Origin of the sequence: Paenibacillus chartarius, assembly GCF_042432825.1 — a bacterium.
In the GTDB taxonomy this organism is placed as follows: domain Bacteria; phylum Bacillota; class Bacilli; order Paenibacillales; family NBRC-103111; genus Gordoniibacillus; species Gordoniibacillus chartarius.
The window spans coordinates 1-1,735 of record NZ_JBHLWN010000042.1 but is presented as its reverse complement, the minus strand read 5'-3'; the positions used below and the strand labels follow the sequence as shown (position 1 = coordinate 1,735).

Genomic DNA, 1,735 nt, shown 5'->3' with positions numbered 1-1,735 from the left:
TGGAGCTGACGAATACTAATCGGTCGAGGGCTTATCCAAATAAACAACCCAAATGAAATCTGCGCGCAATGTTTCGTATCTAGTTTTCAGGGTGCAACTCCCTGTTGCGTTACTTAATCATTTAGAATATAATAACGCAGTATTCCCTGATAGCTCAGTTGGTAGAGCACTCGACTGTTAATCGAGTTGTCACAGGTTCGAGTCCTGTTCGGGGAGCCACGGAGAGGTGTCCGAGAGGCCGAAGGAGCACGATTGGAAATCGTGTAGACGTCACAAGCGTCTCGAGGGTTCGAATCCCTCTCTCTCCGCCACTAATATAAGGCCCGTTGGTCAAGGGGTTAAGACACCTCCCTTTCACGGAGGTAACAGGGGTTCGAATCCCCTACGGGTCACCAATAAGGGCGCTTAGCTCAGCTGGGAGAGCATCTGCCTTACAAGCAGAGGGTCGGCGGTTCGATCCCGTCAGCGCCCACCATATTTACGACGCGGGGTGGAGCAGCCCGGTAGCTCGTCGGGCTCATAACCCGAAGGCCGCAGGTTCAAATCCTGCCCCCGCAACCAATTCATAATGTGGAGCCGTGGTGTAGAGGCCTAACATGCCTGCCTGTCACGCAGGAGACCGCGGGTTCGAATCCCGTCGGCTCCGCCATTTGATTGGTTATGAATGTTTATGGCTCGGTAGCTCAGTTGGTAGAGCAGAGGACTGAAAATCCTCGTGTCGGCGGTTCGATTCCGTCCCGAGCCACCATACAATTGAATATGCCGCTGTAGCTCAATTGGCAGAGCAACTGACTTGTAATCAGTAGGTTGGGGGTTCAATTCCTCTCGGCGGCACCATTTGTGGAGGCTTAGCGAAGTGGCCAAACGCAGCAGACTGTAAATCTGTTCTCGTACGAGTTCGGTGGTTCGAATCCATCAGCCTCCACCACATATAGGGGCATAGTTTAAAGGTAGAACAGCGGTCTCCAAAACCGTTAGTGTGGGTTCAATTCCTGCTGCCCCTGCCACATTGTATTTAAGCGGTATCGTTTCATGGCGGTCGTGGCGAAGTGGCTAACGCATCGGATTGTGGCTCCGACATTCGGGGGTTCAATTCCCCTCGATCGCCCTTTAGTCTCTATAATTAATTATTGGGGATTAGCCAAGCGGTAAGGCAACGGACTTTGACTCCGTCATGCCTAGGTTCGAATCCTAGATCCCCAGTTTATTATGCGGAAGTGGCTCAGCGGTAGAGCATCGCCTTGCCAAGGCGAGGGTCGCGGGTTCGATTCCCGTCTTCCGCTCCATATCAATAAGGCGCCATAGCCAAGTGGTAAGGCAGAGCTCTGCAAAAGCTTTACCCCCAGTTCGAGTCTGGGTGGCGCCTCCATCTTTTTTTTTACCACCAGCCGGAGTGGTGGAATGGCAGACACACAGGACTTAAAATCCTGCGGTAGGTGACTACCGTACCGGTTCGAGTCCGGTCTCCGGCACTTTGTTAGACAAGCCATATGATATGTGTGCCCTTAGCTCAGCCGGATAGAGCGTTTGACTACGAATCAAAAGGTCAGGAGTTCGAATCTCTTAGGGCACGCCACTTTAAGCCGGTGTGGCGGAATGGCAGACGCGACGGACTCAAAATCCGTTTCTCGCGAGGGAGTGGGGGTTCGAGTCCCTTCACCGGCACTTTCATTAAGATTGCTCCTTGAAAACTGAATGACGAGTGAGAGGTTTTCGCAAGAAAACAACACGCAAG

Annotated in this window: 17 tRNA genes; all 17 read left to right on the top strand. The window is 52.4% G+C overall.

What is annotated here, in order from left to right:
- The first annotated feature begins 143 nt into the window (after positions 1–143).
- The 17 genes from ACFFK0_RS10810 to ACFFK0_RS10730 all read left to right on the top strand — a co-directional run bounded on the left by ACFFK0_RS10810 (position 144) and on the right by ACFFK0_RS10730 (position 1,665).
- Positions 144–219, top strand: a tRNA-Asn gene (locus tag ACFFK0_RS10810).
- 1 nt (position 220) lies between these two features.
- Positions 221–311 (top strand) — tRNA-Ser (locus ACFFK0_RS10805).
- Between the two features lie 9 nt (positions 312–320).
- Positions 321–395, top strand: a tRNA-Glu gene (locus ACFFK0_RS10800).
- Positions 396–399: 4 nt separating this feature from the next.
- Positions 400–475, top strand: a tRNA-Val gene (locus tag ACFFK0_RS10795).
- 9 nt (positions 476–484) lie between these two features.
- Positions 485–561 (top strand) — tRNA-Met (locus ACFFK0_RS10790).
- Positions 562–572: 11 nt separating this feature from the next.
- A tRNA-Asp gene (locus ACFFK0_RS10785) sits at positions 573–649 on the top strand.
- 23 nt (positions 650–672) lie between these two features.
- Positions 673–748, top strand: a tRNA-Phe gene (locus ACFFK0_RS10780).
- Between the two features lie 13 nt (positions 749–761).
- A tRNA-Thr gene (locus ACFFK0_RS10775) sits at positions 762–837 on the top strand.
- Between the two features lie 5 nt (positions 838–842).
- Positions 843–928: transfer RNA gene (locus ACFFK0_RS10770), tRNA-Tyr, on the top strand.
- A 5-nt stretch (positions 929–933) separates the two neighbouring features.
- A tRNA-Trp gene (locus ACFFK0_RS10765) sits at positions 934–1,007 on the top strand.
- 28 nt (positions 1,008–1,035) lie between these two features.
- Positions 1,036–1,108 (top strand) — tRNA-His (locus tag ACFFK0_RS10760).
- A 23-nt stretch (positions 1,109–1,131) separates the two neighbouring features.
- Positions 1,132–1,203: transfer RNA gene (locus ACFFK0_RS10755), tRNA-Gln, on the top strand.
- An 8-nt stretch (positions 1,204–1,211) separates the two neighbouring features.
- A tRNA-Gly gene (locus ACFFK0_RS10750) sits at positions 1,212–1,286 on the top strand.
- 9 nt (positions 1,287–1,295) lie between these two features.
- Positions 1,296–1,369 (top strand) — tRNA-Cys (locus ACFFK0_RS10745).
- A gap of 18 nt (positions 1,370–1,387) precedes the next feature.
- Positions 1,388–1,472, top strand: a tRNA-Leu gene (locus ACFFK0_RS10740).
- A 27-nt stretch (positions 1,473–1,499) separates the two neighbouring features.
- Positions 1,500–1,576 (top strand) — tRNA-Arg (locus ACFFK0_RS10735).
- A 6-nt stretch (positions 1,577–1,582) separates the two neighbouring features.
- Positions 1,583–1,665: transfer RNA gene (locus ACFFK0_RS10730), tRNA-Leu, on the top strand.
- The last annotated feature ends 70 nt before the right edge of the window (positions 1,666–1,735 follow it).